The sequence below is a fragment of the Stenotrophomonas sp. 3diitr2024 genome (assembly GCF_042136455.1).
GTDB lineage: Bacteria > Pseudomonadota > Gammaproteobacteria > Xanthomonadales > Xanthomonadaceae > Stenotrophomonas > Stenotrophomonas sepilia.
The window spans coordinates 1-20,963 of record NZ_JBHHMJ010000329.1 but is presented as its reverse complement, the minus strand read 5'-3'; the positions used below and the strand labels follow the sequence as shown (position 1 = coordinate 20,963).

The window sequence follows — 20,963 nt, the reverse complement described above, 5'->3', positions numbered from 1 at the left end:
GCGGCGCCTACCCGCGCAGGGATGATTCGCGCACGACCAGCTTCACCGGGATGCTCTGGCTGTCCACCGGCTGCCGCCCGATCAGCGCCAGCAGGCGTTCCACCAGCAGCTGCCCGGCCTGCTTGGTGTCCTGCTGCACGGTGGTCAGCGCCGGGGATACCGAAGCGGCCAGCGGGATGTCGTCGAAGCCGGTCACCGCCACGTCCTGCGGTACCCGCAGCCCGGCCTCGCGCAGGGCGCGCATCGCACCGATGGCGATCAGGTCGCTGGCCGCGCAGATCGCATCGATCGGCTCGCCGCGCGCCAGCAGGGCCTGGCAGGCCTCCTGGCCGGAGGCCTCGGTGGTGATCGCATCGTGCTGCAGCGCCGGTTCGGCGGCCAGGCCGTGGTCCTGCAGCGCCGCGACATGGCCGCGGTAGCGCTCCTGGAATTCGGGGTAATGGCTGGAGGCATGGCCGAGGAAGGCGATGCGGCGGCAGCCCTGCTGCAGCAGATGGGTGGTGATGTCATGCCCGCCCTGGAAGTTGTCGCTGCCGATCGAGACACCGGGCTGGCCGGGCAGGGCGGCGCCCCAGCGAACGAAGTGCGTGCCCTGTTCAACCAGCCGCTGCAGGCGGTCGCGCGATTCGTGGTAGTCGCCATAACCGAGCAGGATGATGCCGTCGGCCTTGTTGCTGTCTTCGTAATCGGCCTGCCAGTCGGTGGACAGCTGCTGGAACGACACCAGCAGGTCCTGCCCGTGCAGGGCGCAGGCGCGGGTGATCGAGCCCAGCATCGAATGGAAGAACGGGTTGATCAGCGAATCGTCGTTGGTCGGATCCTCGAAGAACAGCAGGGCCAGCGTGCCGGCATTGCGCAGGCGCAGACTGGAGGCGTTCTTGTCGACCTTGTAATTCAGCTCGCGGGCGATGCGCAGGATGCGCTCGCGGGTCTCGGCGTTGACCATCGGGCTGCCACGCAGGGCCCGCGACACGGTCGGCTGGGAGACCCCGGCCAGGTGGGCGATGTCCAGGGAGGTGGCTTTGCCTTTGATCGTCATGTGCGGGCGGAGCGGGCAGGTGGAAGGTGCCCGGGCATGATGCCATGCGCAGACGCGAATGCCCCTCTGAACGTCGGTCGGGGCGCAGGTAAGTCATTGCCGGACAAGGAAATCAGCCTGATCCTTCGGTGCGATCGGGGTCTCCTGACCGGGCGGATGGCGGCGGCAATGGTAAGATGCGTCGTTCTCGCATTCCCCCAAATTTCACCAGGGGCGGCCCAGCGTACTGCACCCCGCCCGGGGCTGTGCTATCACTGGCGGTCTGCCCTTGGACAACGGACGAAGGTACCTATGGCGCGCGGCATCAACAAAGTCATCCTGGTCGGCAATCTCGGCAACGACCCGGACGTGAAGTACACCCAGGGCGGCATGGCGATCACCCGCATCAGCCTGGCCACCACCAGCGTCCGCAAGGACAAGGATGGCAACCAGCAGGAGCGCACCGAATGGCACCGCGTGGTGTTCTTCGGCAAGCTGGGCGAGATCGCTGGCGAATACCTGCGCAAGGGCAGCTCGGTCTACGTCGAAGGCAGCCTGCGTTACGACAAGTACACCGGCCAGGACGGCGTGGAGAAGTACTCCACCGATATCATCGCCGATGAAATGCAGATGCTGGGCGGCCGCGGTGAAGGCGGCGGCGGCGGTGGCGGCAACTACGGCGGCGATCGTCCGCAGCGCCAGCAGGCGCCGCGCCAGGAGTACGGCGGCGGTGGCGGCGGCCAGCGTGGTGGCCAGGGCGGTGGCTATGGCAACCAGGGCGGCAACCAAGGTGGCGGCTACGGCAACCAGGGCGGCAACCAGCGCCCGCAGCCGCAGCAGGCGCCGCCGATGGACGACTTCGCTGACGACGATATTCCGTTCTGATCGGACGCTCGCCTGCAGCAGAAAAGAAAGCCCCGCTCATGCGGGGCTTTTCTTTGTCCGCGATTCATGCGGAGTTGTGCCCCGCAGCATTGAATTTTCGTGCACCGCAACTTGCAAGCATGCAATTTCCTCCCCTATGGTGCAATCGATTGCATTGCTGTGAATCGTTGCGTTTGATACCGGTTGGGAGGCCGGCAGATGGATGTCCATCCATTCGATCAGACCGGCCCCGGCGACGAGGCTCACGCGGCGCGATGCGCTGCGCCTCGCAGTTGCCGGCAGCATTGGCCTGGGGGCCGTGACGACCGCGGGGGCGTTGCCCGCATTCGCCGCCACTGCACCGCTGAAGGGCAACCTGAAGCAGGCCGTGGCCCGCTGGACCTTCCCGCAGCTGTCAGTTGCCCAGCTCTGCGCAACGGTGAAGGACATCGGCTTTGCCGCGATCGACCTGGTCGGCCCCGAAGACTGGCCCACGCTGAAGGCCCATGGCGTCTACAGCTCGATGTGCAACGGCGCGGAGCTGGGCCTTACCAAGGGCTTTGCCGGCCGTGAGTTCCACGACCAGCTGGTAGAGCGCTACACACGGCACATCGATCTGGTGGCCGATGCCGGTTACCGGAATCTCATCTGCTTCTCCGGCAACCGCAACGGTATGGACCCGCATGACGGCATGGCCAATGCCGAGGCTGGCCTCAAGCGCATCCTCGGGCATGCCGAGAAGCGCGGTGTGGTGCTGGTGATGGAGCTGCTCAACTCCAAGGTCGATCACCGCGACTACCTGTGCGACCACTCGGCCTGGGGCGTGGAGCTGTGCCAGCGGCTCGGCTCGGACAATTTCGGCCTGCTCTACGACATCTACCACATGCAGATCATGGAGGGCGACATCATCGCCACCATCGGCAAGCACCACGCCTGCTTCAAGCATTACCACACCGCAGGCGTGCCCGGCCGGAACGAGATCGGGGACCGGCAGGAGCTGAACTATCCGGCCATCTGTCGCGCGATCCGCGACACCGGTTTCAAGGGGTATCTGGCGCAGGAGTTCATGCCTGCCGCGCCCGATGCCGTTGCTTCATTGCGCGAGGCGATCCGCCTCTGCGACGTCTGAAACGATATCCACCCAGGTGAGAGACCCATGGCAGATAATCACTACGACGCCATTGTTGTTGGCTCGGGAATCAGTGGCGGTTGGGCGGCAAAAGAGCTGACCGAGAAGGGCCTGAAGGTCCTGATGCTGGAACGAGGACGCAACATCGAGCACGTCAAGGACTACGTCAATGCGATGAAGGAAGCGTGGGACTTCCCGCATCGCAACCGTCCGACGCAGGCGATGAAGGTCGCTTTTCCGGTGCTGATGCGCGACTACGGCCTCGCCGAGAACCTGGAAGGAATGTGGGCCAACGAGCAGGACTCACCCTACATCGAAACCAAGCGTTTCGACTGGTTCCGTGGCTACCACGTCGGTGGCCGCTCATTGTTGTGGGGCCGGCAGAGCTATCGCTTCTCCGACCTGGACTTCGAGGCGAACCTCAAGGAGGGCATCGCCATCGATTGGCCGATCCGCTATGCCGACATCGCGCCGTGGTACGACCATGTGGAAAAGTTCGCCGGCATCGCCGGCACGCGCGAGGGACTGGACGTGCTGCCGGATGGTGAGTTCCTGCCGCCGATCCCGTTGAACATCGTCGAGAAGGACGTGGCCGCGCGGATCAAGAAGGCCTTTGGCGGCACCCGGCACATGATCCACTCGCGCACTGCCAACATCACCCAGCCGATGCCCGAGCAGGGGCGCGTAAACTGCCAGTATCGCAACAAGTGCATCCTGGGCTGCCCCTTCGGAGCCTACTTCTCCACCCAGTCGGCGACGCTGCCGGCGGCGATGAAGACCGGCAACCTGACCCTGCGGCCGTTCTCGATCGTCAAGGAAGTGCTCTACGACAAGGATCGCAAGCGCGCGCGTGGCGTGGAGGTGATCGACGCCGAAACCGGGCAGACCTACCAGTACACGGCCAAGGTCATCTTCCTCAACGCATCGTCCTTCAACTCGACCTGGCTGCTGATGAATTCGGCGACCGACGTCTGGGACGGCGGGCTGGGCTCTTCGTCGGGCGAGCTGGGGCACAACGTGATGGACCATCATTTCGGTGCGGGTGCCTCGGGCCGGGTCGAGGGCTACGAAGACAAGTACTACTTCGGCCGCCGTCCGTGCGGCTTCTACATTCCGCGGTTCCGCAATGTCGCCGCCGACAAGCGTGGCTACCTGCGCGGATTCGGCTACCAGGGCGGTGCCAGCCGCACCGGCTGGTCGCGCGAGATCGCCGAGCTGAACATCGGTGCCGACCTGAAGGAGGCGCTGACCGTGCCGGGTGACTGGCGCATCGGCATGACCGGGTTTGGTGAGATGCTGCCGCACCACGACAACACGATCCACCTGGACCGCGACCGTAAGGACAAGTGGGGGCTGCCGGTGCTGGCGATGGATGTGTCCATGCGCGCCAACGAACTGGCGATGCGCAAGGACATGGCCGCTGACGCCGCCGAGATGCTGGAGGCGGCCGGGGTCAAGGACGTGAAGATGCACGACAACGACTACGCCCCGGGCAAGGGCATCCATGAGATGGGGACTGCGCGTATGGGACGTGACCGGAAGAGCTCGGTGTTGAACGCGCACAACCAGGTGTGGGATGCGCCCAATGTGTACGTCACCGACGGTGCCTGCATGACCTCCAGCGCCTGCGTGAATCCGTCGCTGACCTACATGGCGCTGACCGCGCGCGCGGCCGACCACGCGGTACGCGAACTGAAAGCGGGGAACCTGTGATGGATCGCCGCGAACTGCTGAAGATGATCGTCGCCGCCACCGGTGCGGCGATGGTCGGCCTGCCAGCGCTGGTGCATGGCAAAGCACCAGCGGCCGGGATGATGGCCGCGTTCTCCGATGCCGAAATCGGCACGCTGGACGAGATTGCCGAAACCATCCTGCCGCGGACCCGGACACCCGGGGCGAAGGACGCGGGCGCCGGTGCGTTCATGGCGACGTTCGTCAGCGACTGCTACACCGCCAGGCAGCAGGCGGTGTTCCGCGCCGGGCTGGCGGACATCGACAAGCGTGCCGGTGGCCGCTTCGTGTCGCTCACGCCGGAGGCGCGCACCGAGTTGCTGCGTACACTGGATGCCGAAGCCAAGGCGCGCAATGCAGACGTGACCGAGACCGGAACGCCCGAAGAGGGCGAAGCCATGCCGCATTACTTCACGATGATCAAGCAGCTGGCCATCTTCGGCTTCTTCACCTCCAAGGTCGGTGCGACCGGGGTGCTGCAGTACGTCGCCGTGCCGGGGCGCTACGACGGTGACCTCGCCTATGTCCCCGGCACACCTGCCTGGGGGACCAGCTGATGGACACCAACCTGATGATCCGCCCTGCGTTGATCACCGCCGGCCTGCTGGCCGCTGCATCTGCGTTCGCACAGGATAATGCCGACGCTGTGCGTGACCCGAAGAAGACCGAAGTGTGGAGTCCTGTGCCCGCGACCGTGGCAACGCCACCTGGCAAGGCACCGTCCGATGCGATCGTGCTGTTCGATGGCAAGGATGTCTCCGCGTGGGAGGCGGAGCAGGGTGGCCGCGTGCCCTGGGAGGTGGCCGATGGCGCCATGACTGTCGTTCCGGGCAGCAAGGGCATCCGCACCCGGCAACGCTTCTGCGATGTCCAGCTGCATGTCGAGTGGCGAACGCCCACCGAAACGAAGGGCTTCGACGGCCAGAACCGGGGCAACAGCGGGATCTTCCTGCAGGAACTGTATGAACTGCAGGTGCTCGACAGTTACCACAACCCGACCTATGCCAATGGCCAGGCGGGTTCCATCTACAAGCAGGCCATGCCACGGGTGAACGCCTCGCGCGCACCGGGCCAGTGGCAGGTCTACGACATCATCTGGAAGGCCCCGCGCTTCTCGCCGGGCGGCGGCCTGACGTCGCCCGCACGGATCACCGTGCTGCACAACGGCGTGCTGGTACAGGACGACACCGTGCTGGCGGGCAGGACCGAATACATCGGTGCGCCTTCGTACGCACCGCATGGGTGCGCGCCGCTGTATCTGCAGGAACATGACTCCAAGGTCAGCTACCGCAACATCTGGGTGCGCGAGCTGTAGCGCTCACCGGCTACTTCTCCAGGTAGCTGGCGATGTCATCGATCTCCTGCTGTGACAGCTGCGGGAAGGGTGGCATCAGGCCGCCGCCCTTCCTGATCCTGTCCTTGACCTGGGCGGGCTGCAGCCGCTTGCCGACATCGGTGAGCGCCGGGAACGTCGGTGGTACACCGGTGCGTTCAGCACCGTGGCAGGCAGTGCAGTGCTGGGCGTAGAGTTTCGCACCCGCGGCCGGGTCGTCCTTGGCCCACGCTGCCGTCGCAACGTTCATGCCGCCCAGGGCCACGGCCACTGCCAGGATCATTTTCATGTGGGGCTCCTTGATGCGTCAGCGGTGGGCACGGGTGGGCGGGTTGGTAGTCAGGTGTTCACGCAGGTAGTCCGCGCCGGCCTGGATGACCTTGGCAGGGTCGCGTGGCTGGTCGTGCTCCACGATGTACCACTGCACGCCAGCGTTGGCGGCGGCTGGCAGGATCGCGTTCCAGTCCAGCACGCCCTGGCCGACCGCAGCGAATCCGCCTTCGTCTTCGGCCTGGCCCTTGGGCGCATTGTCCTTGGCGTGTACCGCAAATACGTGACCGCGGAAGTTGCCAAGCATCACGGCCGGGTCCAGGCCCGCGCGCGCGACCCAGGCCAGGTCCAGTTCGGTCTGCAGCTCGGGGCCGGCGGCGTCGAACAGCAGCTCCAGTCCGGTTCTGCCATTGAAGTCGACCAGCTCGAAGTCGTGGTTGTGGTAGGCCAGCTGCATCCCCCTGCCGCGCACCTGCCTGGCAATCCGGCCCAGCTCCCGTCCCAATGCGGTCCAGCCGGCGGCATCGCGCGGGCGGTCCTTCTGGTCCAGGTAGGGCACCACCAGCGTGCTGTTGCCAATCGAGCGGTTGAAGGCCACCACGGCATCCAGGTTGTCGCGCAGGTCGGCCAGCTGAACGTGCGACGAAACCGCTTTGATCGAGTAACGGTCCAGCAATTGTTTCAGTTCCACAGCGCTTGCATTCTGCGTACCGACGGTCTCCACCGCACGCACGCCCGCGTCGTGGACGATCTTCAGCTGCTGGTCGAGCGGCCCGGCATTGCGCAGTGTGTACATCTGCACGGCGATGGGCTTCTGCGCACCGGCTGTGTTTCCTGCGAAGGCGGGCAGGACTGCGAGCAGCAGCAGGACGAGGGTTGCAGTTCTACGGACAGGGATGTTCATCAACAGATCCTCCCGGGATTCAACCGATGGCGGTCCAGGTGCGTGACCTGGCCGATGCAATGACACGATCAACGATCCGCGCCGAGCGCAGGCCGTCTTCGAAGGTGGGCAGGCCCTGCGGCCGCTCGCCTTCAATGGCGCGATAGGTGTCGGCCACGAACGCTTCGAAGCACTGCCCGTAGCCCTGCGCGTGCCCCGCTGGCAGCGGCGACAACCGGCGTTGTTCGGCGCTGCCGGCGCCCGGGCCGCGCACGAAGATTTCCTCGCGCTGTTCGGGCAGGCCGATCCACAGCCGCTCGGCATCCTCCTGGTTGAACGCCACGCTGGCGTTGGCGCCGTCGATCTCGAACCAGAGCCGGTTGTGGCGTCCGGCCGAGACCTGGCTGACCGTCAATGACGCCAGCGTGCCCGCGCCGGTCCTGAACATCGCTGCGGCCACGTCCTCGCTCTCGACCGCTTGCTTTGCGCCGTCTGTCGCCGGCGTGCTGAAGCTCTGGGAGGTGGTTGCGCTGCGTTCGGCGATCACCGTGGCAAACGCCGCGTTCACTTCGGCGAAGCACTCGCCGCTGACCCATTCAACCAGGTCGCACCAATGCGACCCGATGTCAGCGAACACGCGCGATGTACCACCCAGTGCCGGGTCAACCCGCCAGTTGTTGCTGGCCGGGTCCAGCAGCCAGTCCTGCAGGTAGCTGCCATGGATCAGGTGCAGTGGCCCCAGATCGCCCTGCGTGATGCGTGCACGTGCCTCGCGGACCACCGGGTGGTAGCGGTAGACGAAGGGGACGGTGGCGACCAATCCGGTCGAGGCGGCCAGCGCCGCCAGCGCCTGCGCATCGTCCAGCGTCGTCGCCAACGGTTTCTCGCAGATCACGTGCTTGCCGGCTTCCAGTGCGGCCTGCGCCATCGTGCGGTGCAGATGATTGGGCGTGCAGATGTGCACGACCTGTACCTGGGGATCAGCGACGACGTCCTCGATATCGCGATAGGCGCGCGGGACATTCCACGCGTGCGCCACCTCGCGCGCGCGCTGCGGCGACGAGGCGGCCACGCCGCGCACCTCGGCGCCAGCCAGCAGTGCCGCGCGGCGATGCACCGCACCGATCATGCCGGTACCAATGATGGCGATTCCAAGCGGGGGCATCGGCTGGTCTCCTCAGGGGGTGGACGACGCGGCCGCAGCTACCGGGCGGTCGCGGAACAGCAGCAGGAAGGCGATCAACACCACCAGTGCGACGCCGGCCGGGAACAACCAGATCTGCTGCCAGTCCGGGCCCGCTGCAGTGGTGAAGTGCTCCACTACCGCGCCGGACAGGAAGGTGCCGATCAGCATGCCCACGCCATAGGTGGCCAGGGTGATGAAGCCCTGCGCGCTGCTGCGCGCGGCGGGGCCGGCGTGGGCATCGGTGTAGATCTGGCCGGTGACGAAGAAGAAGTCGTAGCAGATGCCATGCAGTACGATGCCGATCACAAGCAGGGAGAAGCCACTGCCCGCATCGCCGAAGGCGAACAGCGCGTAGCGCACGACCCAGGCCGCCATGCCGACCGCCAGCATGGTCTTCACCCCCAGCCGCACGAACAGGAACGGCATGGCCAGCATCAGCAGCACTTCGGAGACCTGGCCCAGCGACTGCAGTCCGGCGGCGCCGTGCACACCGAGGTCGTTGAGATACGGATTGGTGAAGTTGTAGTAGAACGACAGCGGGATGCAGATGGCGATGGAAGCCAGGAAGAACACCAGGTAGGCGCGCGACTTCAGCAACCGCAATGAATCCAGCCCCAGGATCTGTCCCAGCCCGGCATCGCGCTGCTGCGCCAGCGGCGGCGTGTGCGGCAGGGTGAACGCATACAGGCCCAGCACCAGCGATGCCAATGCGGCCATGCGGAAGGTCAGTTCAAGCCGGTGCGCCTGTTCCCAGCCCAGCCAGCCGATCAGCACCCCGGCGATGATCCAGCCGATGCTGCCGGCCACGCGTACCAGCGGGAACTGCTTCTCCGGCGATTGCATGTGCCGCATGGCGACGCTGTTGGCCAGTGCCAGCGTCGGCATGAACAGCAGCATGTAGCCCATCACGCAGGCGGAGAACATGCTGAAGCTGGTGGCGGTGGACGCCAGCCACATCAGCACCGCGCCGGCCAGGTGCAGTATCGCCAGGATGCGCTGCGCCGCGAAGTAGCGGTCTGCGATCAGGCCGACCAGGAACGGCGCCACGATGGCGCCGATGGACTGGCTGAGGAACGCCGTTGCCACCTGGCTTGCGCTGGCCTGCAGCGGGCCCTGTACCAGGTAGGTACCCAGGGTGACGAACCACGCCCCCCAGATGAAGAACTGCAGAAACATCATCGCGCCCAGGCGCGACATGGCGTGCGTCATGGCTTGCCCTCCCGGGGCGGTCGTGGCTCAGATTCCCAGCATGCGGCGCAGTGATCCAGCGTCCGTGTCGCTCCCGGCAAAGTCGTCGAAGGCGCGTTCGGTCACATGGATGATGTGATCGCGGATGAAGGCGGCACCCTCGCGCGCGCCGTCCTCCGGGTGTTTCAGGCAGCACTCCCATTCCAGCACCGCCCAGCCGGGGAAGTCGTACTGGGCGAACTTCGAGAAGATCGCCTTGAAGTCGATCTGGCCGTCACCGGGTGAGCGGAACCGGCCCGGACGATCGATCCAGTCCTGGTAGCCGCCATACACGCCGCTGCGCGCGCTGGGGCGATACTCCGCGTCCTTGACGTGGAAGATGCCGATGCGGGCGTGGTAGCGGTCGATGAAGCCGAGGTAGTCCATCTGCTGTAGCAGCAGGTGGCTGGGGTCGTACAGGATCTTCGCGCGGGGATGATGGTCGACCTCATCGAGGAAGCGCTCGAAGGTCGCACCGTCGTGCAGGTCCTCGCCGGGATGGAGTTCGAAGCACAGGTCCACGCCGCAGGCGTCGAACACATCCAGGATCGGGCGCCAGCGGCGGCCCAGTTCGGCGAAGGCTTCTTCCACCAGGCCCGGCGGGCGCTGCGGCCACGGATAGAAGTAGGGCCAGGCCAGCGCACCGGAAAAGGTGGCGTGCGCGGTCAGCCCCAGGCGCTGGCTGGCCTGCGCGGCGAGCCGCAGCTGCTCCACGGCCCAGGCCTGGCGCGCGGGCGGGTTGCCGCGCACATCGGCGGGTGCGAATCCGTCGAACAGGCTGTCGTAGGCGGGATGGACCGCGACCAGCTGCCCCTGCAGGTGGGTCGACAGTTCGGTGATCTGCAGGCCGTGCCCGGACAGCATGCCGGCAACATCGTCGCAGTACGCCTGGCTGCGTGCCGCCGCGGCCAGATCGAACAGGTGGGGCGCGGAGGTGGGAACTTGTACGCCAGAATAGCCCAGACCCGCGGCCCATCCGGCCAGCGTGTCCAGCCGATCAAAAGGAGCTGTGTCGCCGATGAACTGCGCCAGGAACAGCGCTGGACCCTTGAGCGTCTTCAACGTGATTCGCCCTCGATGCAATCGATTGCATTATCCTAGCAGGGGCGCACGCAGGACCTGTTGTGCACTGCACAGCGGACAGGAGAACTAACGCCATGGCCACCATCTACGACATCGCCAGGCACGTCGGCGTCTCCGCAGGCACGGTGTCACGGGCGCTTTCCCGGCCGGACAAGGTGCTGCCGGCCACCCGTGCGCGCATCGAGCAGGCCGCCGTCGCATTGGGCTATGTGCCCAACACGGTGGCCCGCACGCTCAAGACCCAGCGCAGCGGCAAGATCCTGGTCACCGTCCCGGACATCGCCAATCCGTTCTTCGCACAGATCCTGCAGGGTGCGGAGGAGGCCGCGCAGGCGGTCGGCTACGCGGTTCTGCTGGGCGATACCCAGCATCAACCCGATCGTGAGGAGCGCTACGCGCAGATGCTACGGCGCAACGAGGCAGACGGCATGATCGTGCTGGGCCATCGCCTGCCACCGACCGCGCGCGAGATCGTCGAGCAGCGCGGCGCAGCTGCGCCGGTGGTCAATGGATGCGAGTTCGACCCCGCACTGGGCATCCCCAGCGTCCATATCGACAACGCGGCCGCCGCACGCGCGGTGATGGAGCACCTGTACGGCCTGGGGCACGAACGGATCGCCGTGGTCGGCGGGCCACCTGACAACCCCCTGCACCAGCAGCGGCTGGAAGGGGTCCGGGCCGCCGGCAAGGCGCGGGGTCGCCTGCGCCAGCTGAGCATCGTGCCCGGGGACTTTTCCGTTGAGTCCGGGCATGCGGCGGTGATGGCGCTGCTGGACGGCACGCCCGTGCCGACCGCGGTGTTCTGCTTCAGCGACCAGATGGCACTGGGGGCACTGGCGGCCTGTCGCGACCGGGGCATCCGCGTTCCGGAAGCGCTCTCCATCGTCGGCTTCGACGACCTGGCCTCGTCGCGTTACCTCACCCCGCCGCTGACGACCATCCAGCAGCCGATGCGTGAAATCGGCGAGCGCGCGGTCAACCTGCTGCTCGCCATCATTGAACAGGTCGATGTACCGCTTCAGCAGACGCTGGAGTTCAGCTTCATGCTGCGCGGTTCGACAGCGGCGCCTGGGCGGTAGCGGAGGCGAGGCAGGGCAGCCGGAGCAGGGCGGCCGGCCCGCGCGTCGTCCCGCGACCTTGATCCCGAATTGACGCAAAGCTGTCAGACTCATCGCAGGCAGCCCGGCAAGGGCCGTAGCAGCGGGTGTGATCGCGCAGGGGGGGGCAATGCCATTCTTTACCGATTCGGCGGAAGGCGCGGTCGAAGGCATTGGCGCGGCACGTCGCATCGGCTGGATGCGTTTCGTCGGCAATGGGCTGGGGGCGATCCCCATCGCTTCGATCATCCTCGAGCGCCACGATGGGCCGCTGGCATGGGTCCTGCTGCTGCTCAACGCGCTGGCGTGGCCTGCGCTGGCATTGAAGCTGACCCAGCGCTCCGGCCAGCCCGCGCTCGTCCAGTTCCGCTGCATGGTGGCCGACTCCTTGTTCGGCGGTGGCTGGATCGCCTTCATGGCATTGAGCGCGGTGCCCAGTGCACTGTTCGCCGCACTGCTGGTGGCCGACAAGATCGCTGCCGGTGGCGTTCGCCTGGCGATGCGCGCCACGCTGGCCCTGCTGGTGGGCTTTGCGCTCACCTGGTGGGCGCTCGGCTTCCCTTACCAGCCGGTCACCTCGCAGCGCACTATCATGCTGAGTGTCCCGTTCCTGTTCGTGTATGGCATCGGCCTGAGCATTCTCAGCTGGCAGCTGGCGCGCCGGGTCAAATCGCAGAACCGCCAGCTGCAGCGTCTCAGCCGGATGGACCCGCTGGTCGAGCTGGCCAACCGCGGTTTCCTGATCCTGCGTGCGCAGCAGGCGCTGGACCGGGCACAGGGCCAGGGCGGCTTTGCCTGCCTGCTGATGCTCGATGTGGACGACTTCAAGCGCATCAATGACTCGCACGGCCACCGCGCCGGTGACGAGGTGCTGCGGCATATCGCGGCGACATTGCGCACCGTTGCCCGCCCGGGTGATACGCCCGCGCGGCTGGGGGGCGATGAGTTCGTCGTGCTGCTGCGCGACTGCGCGCCCGTCGATGCAATGCAGGTGGCCGAGCGGGTGCGCCTGCACCTGCTCGAGGCCGCGCGGCAGGCCACGCCGGGGGTGGAATTCAGCGTCAGTATCGGCATTGCGGCCACGCCGCGTGGCGGCAGTGTCGAGGACTGGTTGGCACTGGCCGACCGCGCGCTGTACCACGCCAAGCGCCAGGGCAAGAACACCGCCAGCTACGGCGAGTGAGCGCGCGTGGGGACGGCACGGCTGCCGCCGAACGCGGATGAAATGCCCATTCATCCTGCACGCGGAATCAGCACGCCAATCCTCTACCATGGGCCACCCCGCCCGGACGCGCTCCCATGCAAGACGCTCTCGTTGCCCAGCCCAAGCCCCCCATCCCAAGGATCGCGGCATGGCTGATGATGCTGCTGGGCATGTGGCTGGCGCTGAAACTGGGCCTGGTGGTCACCCTGCTGTCCGGCCTGCTGGTGTTCCAGCTGACCCACCTGCTGGCCTCCACCGTGGAAGGCAGGCTGCCGCCGGGACGCGCACGGGCGATCGCAGTGATCGTGCTGTCGGCGATCATCATCAGCGCGCTGGTGCTGGCCGGGATCGGCGTGGCCTCGTTCTTCCGCAACGAGACCGGTGGCCCGGACGCTTTGCTGGCGCGCCTGATGGAGATCCTCAACACCTCGCGGCACCAGGTGCCGGCGCTGCTGCAACCCTACATTCCCGAAGACATGCCAGCGCTGCGCGCGGCGCTGAACGACTGGGCCGCCGAGCATCAGCGCCAGCTGGGCGTGGCCGGTACCTCGGTGGTCCAGGTGGGTGTGCGCGTACTGATCGGCATGGTGCTGGGTGCGATGATCGCACTGTATGACGAACTGCCGCTGCCGAAGATGGGTCCGCTGGCGCAGGAGCTGGTCGGGCGCACCAGCCGCCTGGCCACCGCGTTCCGTCAGGTGGTGTTCGCGCAGGTGAAGATCTCGCTGCTCAACACCGTGTTCACCGCGATCTTCCTGCTGGGCGTGCTGCCGTTGTTCGGCGTGCACCTGCCGCTGTCCAAGACCCTGGTGCTGATCACCTTCCTGGCCGGCCTGCTGCCGGTGGTGGGCAACATCATCTCCAACACGATCATCACCATCGTCGCACTGTCGGTCTCGTTCTATGTGGCGGTGGCGGCGCTGCTGTACCTGATCGTGATCCACAAGCTGGAGTACTTCCTCAACGCGCGCATTGTGGGTGGCGAAATCCAGGCGCGGGCCTGGGAGCTGCTGCTGGCCATGCTGGTGATGGAGGCGGCCTTCGGCCTGCCGGGCCTGGTCGCCGCGCCGGTGTTCTATGCCTACGTGAAGCGCGAACTGGTCGACCAGCGCTGGATCTGACGCGGCGGGGCATGACGTATTTGTCCCGATTCGAGCGTCCGCGCGGCCTTGTCGGTGCGTTCGCGGCGCGCACGGTGTACCCACGGCCACGGTTGGCCCGTTAGCGGCTTGGCGCCTGTGCAGGCGGCCGCTACAGTGTTCCGCACGACAGGGGAAATGTGCATGGCCCGCAAGGCGTCGCCCATCGGATTGCGGACCTGGGTCTGGATCCTGGCCGGGCTGTTCGTAGTCTGTACGCTGCCGCTGATGGCCATCGCACTGGTGCAGGGCACGCTGCGCTTCACCGCCGCCGAGGACAACCTGGTCAGCCTGCGCCGGCTGCAGCAGACCTTCGACCTGGCCAACCAGGTGTCGGCCGAGCGCGGCCCCGCCAACAGCCTGCTGGGAGCCAATACGGCCGATGCGGCCGAACAGGCCCGGCTGACCGCGCAGCTGGCGGTTGCGCGCAAGCGGGTCGACACCGCCCTGCTGCAACTGGACACCGTGTTCAAGGCCGATCCCGGCGTGGTCGGCGAACATGGGCTGTTGGCCGACGTGCAACGTCGCCTGCAGTCGGCGCGGGCCGCAGTGGACCAGGTGGCGGCACAGCCGCACGACGCGCGCCGGGTGGAAGACGTGGAGCGCGCGATCAGCAGCATGTTCGCCGTGGTCGATCGCGTGCACGTGTTGACCTCGACGCAGATCGGCGTGCTGGTCAGTGCCGACCGCGAAGCGGCGGTCCCGGCAATGCAGGGCCAGGTGCTGATCGACCTGCGCGAGCATGGCGGCCGCCTGGCCTCGAACGTGATGGCGCCAGTGGCGGTACCGGGGGCCTGGCGTGACGAACAGGTGCGGGCGGCATTGCAAACCGAAGGCCGCCTGCTGGAGCTGTGGCGGCTGGCAGGCAGCCATGAAGCCGTGTTCCGCAGCGATCCGACGCTGTCCTGGCATTGGGACATGGCACGCCGCCAGTTCTTCGGCGAATCGCTGCCGATGATCGAACAGCTGATCGAAGATGGCCGGCGGGGCGTGCCGCCGCCGTGGACCGCCGCCGAGTTCACCACGCGCTACGTACCGACCCTGCGGTCGCTGGAAGCGCTGCGTGATGGTTACCTGAGCGTGTCCATCGCCCGTTTCGAGCGCACCCGCAACCGCGAAGCGACGCGCCTGGTGGTGCTGGTGGCGACGGTGCTGGGCACGCTGGTGGTGCTGGGCGTGGCGCTGCGCATCGCCCATCTGCAGATCCTGCGGCCGCTGCTGCAGGCGCAGAAGCAGGTCATCCAGATCGCCTCGGAAGCGCCCGGCCCGGAGCAGCATGTGACCCACCCGCTGGCCGAGATGCAGCGCCTGTTCGATGCCATTGAAGTGCTGCGCGAGAAGTCGCGCGAGCGCTCGGCGTTGACCAGCGAGCTGCGCCAGTTGGCCGGCACCGATGAGCTGACCGGGTTGTTGAACCGGCGCGCGCTGGAAGAAAGGGTACAGCAGCGGCATGCCGACGGCGGCAACAGTGCGGTGGTGATCCTGCTGGATGTCGATCGCTTCAAGGCCATCAACGACGGCCATGGGCATGATGCGGGCGACCAGGTGCTGGTGCAGGTGGCGCAGCTGCTGCAGCGCCACCTGCGCCGCAGCGACAGCATCGCCCGCTACGGTGGCGAGGAGTTCCTGGTGCTGCTGGCCGACGGCGACCTGGCCGGCGGACGCCAATTGGCCGAGTCGCTGCGCATGGCACTGCGGCAGCTGGACATCGCACTGGCCGGTGGCAACGTGCTGCGGGTCACCGCCAGCTTCGGCGTGGCCGCGGGTGGCACCGATGCGCTGGGCTGGCGCACCCTGTTGCGTGCCGCCGATGCGGCCATGTACCAGGCCAAGGCACAGGGGCGCGACCGCGTGCGCGTGGCCGGTGGCGGCCGCAAGGCACGTTGACGGCACCCATCAGCCGATCCGCGCATGCACGCGGCGCAGCGTGCGCGCGATCATCCGGCGCGCGATGGGACGCGGCACCGAGAGCCCACGCCAGCGCAGTGCACCCACCCGGAACGTGGCGCTGGCGGTGGCCAGCACCTTGCCGGCCGGGTCGGTCAGCCAGCCGCGGGTGAAGGCGATGCTGCCCTTGCTGTGCTCGACCTCGCCCCACCCGATGATCCGCCCGGGCCGCGCCGGGCTGACGAAACTGGTCTTGGATTCCACCGTGACCGCGATGCGGTTGGCGGGCAGGGTGGCGTAGATCGCCGGCCCCATGCAGTCGTCCAGCATCGCTGACAGGAAACCGCCCTGCACATTGCCCATTGGGTTGGTGAGCACGGCGCCGGCTTCGAATTCGACCTGGATGCGGCGCAATGCATCGTCGTAGCCAACGAAGCGCCAGCCGAGCAGGGTGCCGGCCTGGGAGGGGGGCAGATCACCGTTGACCACGCTGTAGAAGATCGATTCGGGATTCATTGTGGGGCCTCGTGGGGGGAGGGGAGAGAAAGGGGACTCACTGCGGTAGCGACAACAGGGCCAGCACGAATCCGATGACCGACAGCAGCACCACCGCGGCGCCAGCGGGCACCGGTGTACGTGCGCCGGTACGCCGCCGCACACCAGAGGCGACCAGCACCGGCGGCAGCGTGGCGACCAGGCAGAACAGCTGGAACGCCAGCAGCTGCGGCAGTGCGAAGTGACCGCCGAAGAAGATCAGGCAGGCCAGCATCACGCCGGCACCGGCCAGTGCGATCCACCCGGCGCCGACCACGCGGATGAGTGCCATCAGCAGCACCTGCATGCGCGGTTCGATCTCCGCCCACGGCACGCCCACGGCTTGCCCGTGGTAGGGCATGAAGTCGGAGCGCTTCAGATAGGCTGCAGCAAACAGCGAGACAATGAAGAACGCCAACAGGTAGCAGCCGAACGCGAGCCAGGCGAACAGATCCATGTGGAGGCCATGCGGTTGCGAAGGAGTCGCCGCGCGCATGCCGGCTGCCATGCCGGTCGTGCCACGGGGTTGCGCGATTCTCCGGCAGCCCCCTGTTAGCTGGCTGTGGTGCTTCGCAGGGGCGTTCCTCCATCTGCTTTTAACGTGGGTATGGTGGTGTGGAGTGCGTCACGCACGGACCATGCGCCGTATCTCGTTTCCCGTGAAGAGGCCGCAAGTGCTCATCCACTTTCCGGTCACCGCTCTGCGCAGACGCTGGGCGTCCCTCCGATCAAGGACCGCGCCGTGACCCAGCTCACCCTCCCAGAACTTGCCAAGAAAATGGCCGGCATCGATTTCACGATGCTGCAGACCCACGCCGGTGGAGAAATTGCCGGTCGGCCCATGAGCAACAACGGTGACGTGGACTATGACGGTGACAGCTGGTTCTTCACCATGGAAGACACCGACATGGTGCGCGAGATCGAGGCTGACCCTGCCGTCGCACTGGGTTTCTCCGGCAGCAAGTCGCTGCTGGGCAAGCCGCCGCTGTTCGTGCACGTGCAGGGAAGGGCAGCGCTGGTGCGCGATCGGGCCACGATGCGCGAGCACTGGGTGAAGGACCTGGAGCGGTGGTTCGAACAGGGAGTGGATACACCAGGACTGGTACTGATCCATGTGCGCGCCAGCCGCATCCACTACTGGGATGGCGAGGACGAGGGCGAAATCACAGCCTGATCCCGGTGCGGGGAGGCCGGCGGCAACGCGGCCGTTGCACGCCACGCCCGGGCTTTGCCATCCTCCCCGCTGCGTTCCGTACCGTGGAGTTCCAATGCGCCCTGCCTCCTGGCTGATCCTGGCCCTGCTGCCTGCCCTGGCGGCGGCGCAGCCTGCGCGTGCACCCAAGGCCAGCGCACAGGCGCAGGACCCTTTCAGTGAGTTGTTCGATACCGCCTGCATGCAGCACATCGGCGCGCCAGCGCGGTTGCAGTCGTTGATGGAATCCAACGGGCTGTCACCGCTGCAGCCTGCCGAGGCGGCAACGTTGCTGCAGGGGCAGTCGGGCGTGGCCTGGATGGTGCCGCTGGCCAGCGGCCGCTATGCAGTCAGCTGGGCTGACGATGGCACGTGCACGGTCTACGCCGAAAAGGCCGACGCGGCGGTCGTGCAGAAGGGCTTTGCCCGGTTGGTGCAGGCGGCGCCGACGCCGTTGCAGGCGCGCTCGCTGCCAGGCCGTGGGCCGTTGTCGGCGGACCAGGTGGCGATCCAGTACGGCTGGGCCACGCCCGGGCAGGCCAAGCTGCAGGTGCGTTTCAGGCTGGTCACGCGGCAGGCCGCCGAGGCCGGCGTGCAGGCGATGGCCTCGGTGACGCCGGGCGAAGCGATGCTGGAGCAGGCTGCACCCAGTCGGTAACGCTGGCCCGCGCCGCGCAGGCTGCCCATGCCTGCGATTCAGCCTTTCACGCTGGTTGTGATATATCGTTTATCGATAAATCCACCCCGGGGCGGCGAGGCCGCCCCAACGCCGGAGGCCGCTTGACCGCTCGTCCCGCCCGCGCCAGACCCGCGCGAGGCTTGTTCACCCTGGCCCAGGCCGCCGTCCAGGCCGTCCGGGCGATGTGCTGGCTGGGCATCCTGGCCGCACTGCTGGCCGTGCCGCTGGTCGTGCACGACCGTCGCTGGCTGCTCGACAGCGTCCACGATGCCGCTGCCGCTGCTGCGCACGGCAACGCCCTGTTCCTGCACTTCTGCCTGGGGCTGGCTGTGATCGTCGCGCTGCTGGTGCTGTGCCTGCTGTTCCTGCGCCATCTGCTGCGGCTGCTGAAATCGGCGGCGCGTGAAAGGCCGTTCACCCACGCCAATGCGCAGCGCCTGCAACGCATGGCGTGGCTGATGCTGGCGATGGAGCTGCTGTCGATCCTGATCGGCGCCTACGCGGCCTGGATGGGCCCGGACTTCAGCTGGATGGAGGTGGGCGGCGGCATGTCGATCACCGGGCTGGTGGCGGTGCTGATGCTGTTCGTGCTGGCACGCGTCTTCGCCGTGGGCGCGGCGATGCGCGATGACCTCGACGGTGTCATCTGATGGCAATCGTCATCACCCTGGACCGCGTGCTGCAGGAACGGGGCATGACCCTGTCCGAGCTGGCCGGTCGCATCGACATCACCCTGGCGAACCTGTCGATCCTGAAGACCGGCAAGGCGCGCGCCATCCGCTTTTCCACGCTGGATGCGATCTGCCGGGAGCTGCAATGCACGCCTGGCGACCTGCTCGGGTACGACCCGGCGCGGGCGCAGGACGCAGACTGAGTGTTTCTTCTTCTCCCTTACCCACTGACGAAACGGACCTGAAATGGAATGGTTGACTGACCCCTCGATTTGGATGGGCCTTGCAACCCTGGTCGTGCTTGAGATCGTGCTCGGCATCGACAACCTGGTGTTCATCGCGATCCTTGCCGACAAGCTTCCGCCCCACCAGCGCGACCGCGCGCGGGTGATCGGCCTGGCACTGGCCCTGCTGATGCGGCTGGTGCTGCTGGCGGCGCTGGCCTGGATCATGAAACTGACCGCGCCGCTGCTTACGCTGTTCGAGCACAGCTTCTCCGGGCGTGACCTGATCCTGCTGGGCGGTGGCCTGTTCCTGCTGTTCAAGGGCACCATGGAGCTGCACGAACGGCTGGAAGGCCGCGCGCACCACGAAGACGGCAAGAAGGTCTACGCCAGCTTCGCAATGGTGGTGGCGCAGATCGTGGTGCTCGATGCGGTGTTCTCGCTGGACTCGGTGATCACCGCGGTCGGCATGGTCGACAACCTGGGCGTGATGTATGCCGCCGTCACCATCGCGATGGCGCTGATGCTGCTGGCGAGCAAGCCGTTGACCCGCTTCGTCAACAAGCATCCCACCGTGGTGGTGCTGTGCCTGGGCTTCCTGCTGATGATCGGTTTCAGCCTGGTGGCCGAGGGCCTGGGCTACAAGATCCCGAAGGGCTACCTGTACGCCGCGATCGCCTTCTCGATCCTGGTCGAGGCGTTCAACCAGTGGGTGCGTTTCAATCGTGAGCGCAACGAGCGCCGCCAGCCGTTCCGCCAGCGCACCGCTGATGCGGTGCTGCGCATGCTCGGGGCGCGCCCGGCCAACGGCCATTCCGATGACGGCGTGGACGAGCCGGTAGATGCCGAAGAGCGCCTGCAGCCGGCCGAGCACGAGATGATCCGTAGCGTGCTCGGCCTGGCTGACCGTCCGGTGTCGAGCGTAATGACCGTGCGCGCCGATGTGCAGTGGATCGACCTGGCGCGGGGCCAGGAGGATGTGGTGGCCCGCCTGGTGGCATCGCCACACACCCGGCTGCTGGTGGGCGATGGTGACCTGGACAGCCTGCGTGGCGTGGTGCAGAGCCGCGACCTGCTGGCTGACCTGCTGCAGGGCAGGCCGCTGCAGCTGGAAGGCAACCTGCGCGAGCCGCAGTACGTGCTGTCCAGCGCCAGTGCGCTGCAGGCGCTGGAACTGATCCGCCAGCATCCGGTACCGCTGGCGGTGGCGGTGGATGAGTACGGCAGCGTGGAAGGCCTGGTGACCGCCAACGATCTGCTGGCGGCGATTGCCGGCGACCTGGTCGATACCCAGGACGAGCGCTATGGCGTGGTCGCGCAGGGCGAGGACCAGTGGGAGGCCGACGGTGCGCTGACCCTGGACGACCTGCAGCGGCTGACCGGCGTATCGCTGCCACGCAGTGCCGACTACATGACCATCTCCGGGCTGGTGCTGGAGCAGCTGGGCCGGCTGCCGGACACCGGCGATGCGGTGGAGGTGGCGGGTGTGCGCATCACCGTGCTGGCGATGGAGAAGCGCCGCATTGCCCGCCTGCGGGTGGAACACCTCGACCAGCCGTTGTAGAGCCGAGCCCATGCTGGGCTTCGGGGATGCAGCCCAGCATGGCTCGGC

General features: G+C 66.9%; 22 protein-coding genes. 14 read left to right on the top strand and 8 right to left on the bottom strand.

The features are described 5' to 3' along the window. Nucleotides 1-7 precede the first annotated feature (7 nt). Nucleotides 8-1,039, bottom strand: coding sequence for a LacI family DNA-binding transcriptional regulator (locus ABGA94_RS08060; protein ID WP_014646297.1), 1,032 nt, complete (start codon nt 1,037-1,039; stop codon nt 8-10). A gap of 291 nt (nt 1,040-1,330) precedes the next feature. Between ABGA94_RS08060 and ABGA94_RS08055 the strand changes: the two genes are divergently transcribed. From ABGA94_RS08055 to ABGA94_RS08035, 5 genes are all read left to right on the top strand, one after another. Then, a complete protein-coding gene (locus ABGA94_RS08055; protein WP_043034165.1) occupies nt 1,331-1,903 on the top strand; it encodes a single-stranded DNA-binding protein in 573 nt (190 codons plus the stop codon). Nucleotides 1,904-2,105: 202 nt separating this feature from the next. Beyond that, nucleotides 2,106-3,011, top strand: a complete 906-nt coding sequence (locus ABGA94_RS08050; protein WP_375366965.1) for a hydroxypyruvate isomerase family protein — start codon at nt 2,106-2,108, stop codon at nt 3,009-3,011. Between the two features lie 27 nt (nt 3,012-3,038). Next, nucleotides 3,039-4,724, top strand: coding sequence for a GMC family oxidoreductase (locus ABGA94_RS08045; RefSeq protein ID WP_329888129.1), 1,686 nt, complete (start codon nt 3,039-3,041; stop codon nt 4,722-4,724). Beyond that, complete coding sequence (locus ABGA94_RS08040; protein WP_375366963.1) at nt 4,724-5,299, top strand: gluconate 2-dehydrogenase subunit 3 family protein; 576 nt, start codon at nt 4,724-4,726, stop codon at nt 5,297-5,299. The genes ABGA94_RS08045 and ABGA94_RS08040 overlap by 1 nt, the downstream gene beginning before the upstream one ends. After that, nucleotides 5,299-6,057 (top strand): DUF1080 domain-containing protein, encoded by a 759-nt coding sequence (locus ABGA94_RS08035; protein WP_111175536.1) that lies wholly within the window; start codon nt 5,299-5,301, stop codon nt 6,055-6,057. Before ABGA94_RS08040 ends, ABGA94_RS08035 begins: the two co-directional genes overlap by 1 nt. 10 nt (nt 6,058-6,067) lie before the next feature. Here ABGA94_RS08035 and ABGA94_RS08030 read toward each other — a convergent pair whose 3' ends face one another. From ABGA94_RS08030 to ABGA94_RS08010, 5 genes are read right to left on the bottom strand one after another with little or no spacing between them, the layout of a single operon-like run. Beyond that, complete coding sequence (locus tag ABGA94_RS08030; RefSeq protein ID WP_188238780.1) at nt 6,068-6,364, bottom strand: cytochrome c; 297 nt, start codon at nt 6,362-6,364, stop codon at nt 6,068-6,070. A gap of 18 nt (nt 6,365-6,382) precedes the next feature. Then, nucleotides 6,383-7,249, bottom strand: a complete 867-nt coding sequence (locus tag ABGA94_RS08025) for a sugar phosphate isomerase/epimerase family protein (protein ID WP_375366961.1) — start codon at nt 7,247-7,249, stop codon at nt 6,383-6,385. A gap of 19 nt (nt 7,250-7,268) precedes the next feature. Beyond that, nucleotides 7,269-8,393 (bottom strand): Gfo/Idh/MocA family protein, encoded by a 1,125-nt coding sequence (locus tag ABGA94_RS08020; RefSeq protein WP_095376965.1) that lies wholly within the window; start codon nt 8,391-8,393, stop codon nt 7,269-7,271. 12 nt (nt 8,394-8,405) lie between these two features. After that, a complete protein-coding gene (locus ABGA94_RS08015; protein WP_005415643.1) occupies nt 8,406-9,623 on the bottom strand; it encodes a nucleoside permease in 1,218 nt (405 codons plus the stop codon). Between the two features lie 27 nt (nt 9,624-9,650). After that, nucleotides 9,651-10,703, bottom strand: a complete 1,053-nt coding sequence (locus ABGA94_RS08010) for a sugar phosphate isomerase/epimerase family protein (protein ID WP_329845404.1) — start codon at nt 10,701-10,703, stop codon at nt 9,651-9,653. Between the two features lie 95 nt (nt 10,704-10,798). Between ABGA94_RS08010 and ABGA94_RS08005 the strand changes: the two genes are divergently transcribed. The 4 genes from ABGA94_RS08005 (at nt 10,799) to ABGA94_RS07990 (ending at nt 16,051) form a co-directional block, all read left to right on the top strand. Beyond that, on the top strand, nt 10,799-11,803 hold the full coding sequence (locus ABGA94_RS08005; protein WP_111127854.1) for a LacI family DNA-binding transcriptional regulator: 1,005 nt from the start codon (nt 10,799-10,801) through the stop codon (nt 11,801-11,803). A gap of 148 nt (nt 11,804-11,951) precedes the next feature. Next, entirely contained in the window at nt 11,952-13,004 is a 1,053-nt protein-coding gene (locus ABGA94_RS08000; protein WP_065178147.1) for a sensor domain-containing diguanylate cyclase, read from the top strand. Nucleotides 13,005-13,120: 116 nt separating this feature from the next. Beyond that, the gene (locus ABGA94_RS07995) at nt 13,121-14,146 is read left to right on the top strand and encodes an AI-2E family transporter (RefSeq protein ID WP_053497611.1); all 1,026 of its coding nucleotides are present in this window, start codon (nt 13,121-13,123) and stop codon (nt 14,144-14,146) included. 162 nt (nt 14,147-14,308) lie between these two features. Further along, on the top strand, nt 14,309-16,051 hold the full coding sequence (locus ABGA94_RS07990; protein WP_375366958.1) for a diguanylate cyclase: 1,743 nt from the start codon (nt 14,309-14,311) through the stop codon (nt 16,049-16,051). Between the two features lie 9 nt (nt 16,052-16,060). On the opposite strand, the gene ABGA94_RS07985 is transcribed toward ABGA94_RS07990, so the two are convergent. Next, entirely contained in the window at nt 16,061-16,567 is a 507-nt protein-coding gene (locus ABGA94_RS07985; RefSeq protein WP_065178145.1) for a PaaI family thioesterase, read from the bottom strand. A 37-nt stretch (nt 16,568-16,604) separates the two neighbouring features. Beyond that, on the bottom strand, nt 16,605-17,042 hold the full coding sequence (locus tag ABGA94_RS07980) for a hypothetical protein (protein ID WP_065178144.1): 438 nt from the start codon (nt 17,040-17,042) through the stop codon (nt 16,605-16,607). A 285-nt stretch (nt 17,043-17,327) separates the two neighbouring features. Between ABGA94_RS07980 and ABGA94_RS07975 the strand changes: the two genes are divergently transcribed. From ABGA94_RS07975 to ABGA94_RS07955, 5 genes are all read left to right on the top strand, one after another. Then, the gene (locus ABGA94_RS07975) at nt 17,328-17,759 is read left to right on the top strand and encodes a pyridoxamine 5'-phosphate oxidase family protein (RefSeq protein WP_053497616.1); all 432 of its coding nucleotides are present in this window, start codon (nt 17,328-17,330) and stop codon (nt 17,757-17,759) included. Between the two features lie 94 nt (nt 17,760-17,853). Then, nucleotides 17,854-18,435, top strand: a complete 582-nt coding sequence (locus tag ABGA94_RS07970; protein WP_005415652.1) for a hypothetical protein — start codon at nt 17,854-17,856, stop codon at nt 18,433-18,435. Between the two features lie 203 nt (nt 18,436-18,638). Then, on the top strand, nt 18,639-19,106 hold the full coding sequence (locus ABGA94_RS07965) for a DUF2975 domain-containing protein (protein WP_375366969.1): 468 nt from the start codon (nt 18,639-18,641) through the stop codon (nt 19,104-19,106). Beyond that, nucleotides 19,106-19,330 carry a helix-turn-helix transcriptional regulator gene (locus ABGA94_RS07960; RefSeq protein ID WP_053497620.1) on the top strand — a complete coding sequence of 75 codons (225 nt, stop codon included), beginning with the start codon at nt 19,106-19,108 and terminating at the stop codon, nt 19,328-19,330. The genes ABGA94_RS07965 and ABGA94_RS07960 overlap by 1 nt, the downstream gene beginning before the upstream one ends. A gap of 43 nt (nt 19,331-19,373) precedes the next feature. Next, nucleotides 19,374-20,915 carry a TerC family protein gene (locus ABGA94_RS07955; protein ID WP_065186008.1) on the top strand — a complete coding sequence of 514 codons (1,542 nt, stop codon included), beginning with the start codon at nt 19,374-19,376 and terminating at the stop codon, nt 20,913-20,915. Nucleotides 20,916-20,963: the final 48 nt, after the last annotated feature.

Bases quoted from the DNA above. Each gene is read 5' to 3' on its own strand.
- ABGA94_RS08060 (WP_014646297.1), bottom strand. From the start codon at position 1,039: ATGACGATCAAAGGCAAAGCCACCTCCCTGGACATCGCCCACCTGGCC.
- ABGA94_RS08055 (WP_043034165.1), top strand. From the start codon at position 1,331: ATGGCGCGCGGCATCAACAAAGTCATCCTGGTCGGCAATCTCGGCAAC.
- ABGA94_RS08050 (WP_375366965.1), top strand. From the start codon at position 2,106: ATGTCCATCCATTCGATCAGACCGGCCCCGGCGACGAGGCTCACGCGG.
- ABGA94_RS08045 (WP_329888129.1), top strand. From the start codon at position 3,039: ATGGCAGATAATCACTACGACGCCATTGTTGTTGGCTCGGGAATCAGT.
- ABGA94_RS08040 (WP_375366963.1), top strand. From the start codon at position 4,724: ATGGATCGCCGCGAACTGCTGAAGATGATCGTCGCCGCCACCGGTGCG.
- ABGA94_RS08035 (WP_111175536.1), top strand. From the start codon at position 5,299: ATGGACACCAACCTGATGATCCGCCCTGCGTTGATCACCGCCGGCCTG.
- ABGA94_RS08030 (WP_188238780.1), bottom strand. From the start codon at position 6,364: ATGAAAATGATCCTGGCAGTGGCCGTGGCCCTGGGCGGCATGAACGTT.
- ABGA94_RS08025 (WP_375366961.1), bottom strand. From the start codon at position 7,249: ATGAACATCCCTGTCCGTAGAACTGCAACCCTCGTCCTGCTGCTGCTC.
- ABGA94_RS08020 (WP_095376965.1), bottom strand. From the start codon at position 8,393: ATGCCCCCGCTTGGAATCGCCATCATTGGTACCGGCATGATCGGTGCG.
- ABGA94_RS08015 (WP_005415643.1), bottom strand. From the start codon at position 9,623: ATGACGCACGCCATGTCGCGCCTGGGCGCGATGATGTTTCTGCAGTTC.
- ABGA94_RS08005 (WP_111127854.1), top strand. From the start codon at position 10,799: ATGGCCACCATCTACGACATCGCCAGGCACGTCGGCGTCTCCGCAGGC.
- ABGA94_RS08000 (WP_065178147.1), top strand. From the start codon at position 11,952: ATGCCATTCTTTACCGATTCGGCGGAAGGCGCGGTCGAAGGCATTGGC.
- ABGA94_RS07995 (WP_053497611.1), top strand. From the start codon at position 13,121: ATGCAAGACGCTCTCGTTGCCCAGCCCAAGCCCCCCATCCCAAGGATC.
- ABGA94_RS07990 (WP_375366958.1), top strand. From the start codon at position 14,309: ATGGCCCGCAAGGCGTCGCCCATCGGATTGCGGACCTGGGTCTGGATC.
- ABGA94_RS07985 (WP_065178145.1), bottom strand. From the start codon at position 16,567: ATGAATCCCGAATCGATCTTCTACAGCGTGGTCAACGGTGATCTGCCC.
- ABGA94_RS07980 (WP_065178144.1), bottom strand. From the start codon at position 17,042: ATGGATCTGTTCGCCTGGCTCGCGTTCGGCTGCTACCTGTTGGCGTTC.
- ABGA94_RS07970 (WP_005415652.1), top strand. From the start codon at position 17,854: ATGCGCCCTGCCTCCTGGCTGATCCTGGCCCTGCTGCCTGCCCTGGCG.
- ABGA94_RS07965 (WP_375366969.1), top strand. From the start codon at position 18,639: ATGTGCTGGCTGGGCATCCTGGCCGCACTGCTGGCCGTGCCGCTGGTC.
- ABGA94_RS07960 (WP_053497620.1), top strand. From the start codon at position 19,106: ATGGCAATCGTCATCACCCTGGACCGCGTGCTGCAGGAACGGGGCATG.
- ABGA94_RS07955 (WP_065186008.1), top strand. From the start codon at position 19,374: ATGGAATGGTTGACTGACCCCTCGATTTGGATGGGCCTTGCAACCCTG.